Source organism: Streptomyces sp. DH12, from assembly GCF_020873895.1.
In the GTDB taxonomy this organism is placed as follows: Bacteria; Actinomycetota; Actinomycetes; order Streptomycetales; family Streptomycetaceae; genus Streptomyces.
In genome coordinates this window covers 1-729 of the sequence record NZ_JAHWGT010000267.1, presented here as the reverse complement: position 1 = coordinate 729, position 729 = coordinate 1, and the positions used below count along the sequence as shown (strand labels likewise).

Below are 729 nucleotides of genomic sequence, written 5' to 3'. Positions count from 1 at the left end.
GAGTGACACCCGCATTACAGACAGTGGTCCCTCGGTCTCTGCATATGCCACACAACCGGACTGGGGGATTCAGGTATGGCGAATGCCGGACAGATCGTCGCTGCCCTGGCGGGCGGTTCGCTCCTCACCATCTGCACCATCCTGCTGGTCAAGGTGTGGGTCATGGAGCGGCGGGCCGACCAGCAGCGCAGAATCGATACAGCGGTGGCGTCCGTGCTGGCCGGCGTTGAATCGATTCGCCACGCGGACAACGGGCAGCCGCCCGATACCGCTGCGGTCGCGGCGGCCGAGGTGCTGGTCAGGGGTCACCTGCGCCTGATCGCCACGCAACCCCACACCAAGCCGGGTGCCGGACGCCCCGGCCGCCCGGCACCCGGGCGGGAGTCAGCCCGCACCAGGCGTGTCAGGTCCTCCCGGCGCTGAGGGGACGTCGTGCCGCCACTGGATCCGCTCGGCGGCAGGTGGCTGATTGCGTCCACCACCGCGCGGGCTGGGGACCACGTACGGCCGGCCCAGGTAGCCCGGGCCGAGGATCAGCTGGGCGACCATCCGCCGGGCCCGCACGGGCGCGGCGGTCCATGATTCCCACACGTCCCGCCCGGGCTGCACCAGCGAGAGCACCGCCGCCGGCAGCAGCAGCTCACGCTCCCGCGCCTCGAGCTCGAGGACCCGCTGCTCTTTCTTCGCCAGCGATGCGGCCAGCAGCCGCACCTCGGCGAGTGTCTCCCC

At 71.2% G+C, this 729-nt stretch carries 2 protein-coding genes; one reads left to right on the top strand and one right to left on the bottom strand.

Annotated elements, in window-relative coordinates:
• The first annotated feature begins 75 nt into the window (after nucleotides 1–75).
• Nucleotides 76–423, top strand: coding sequence for a hypothetical protein (locus tag LPA54_RS33945; protein ID WP_228915987.1), 348 nt, complete (start codon nucleotides 76–78; stop codon nucleotides 421–423).
• Here the strand turns inward: LPA54_RS33945 and LPA54_RS33940 are convergent.
• Nucleotides 385–729 (bottom strand): hypothetical protein (locus tag LPA54_RS33940; protein WP_228984536.1); only part of this gene is annotated, 345 nt, incomplete at its 5' end. The two genes, LPA54_RS33945 and LPA54_RS33940, sit on opposite strands and share 39 nt — an antisense overlap.

Excerpts from the sequence above, each read along its gene's own strand:
- LPA54_RS33945 (WP_228915987.1), top strand. The coding sequence starts at position 76 with ATGGCGAATGCCGGACAGATCGTCGCTGCCCTGGCGGGCGGTTCGCTC.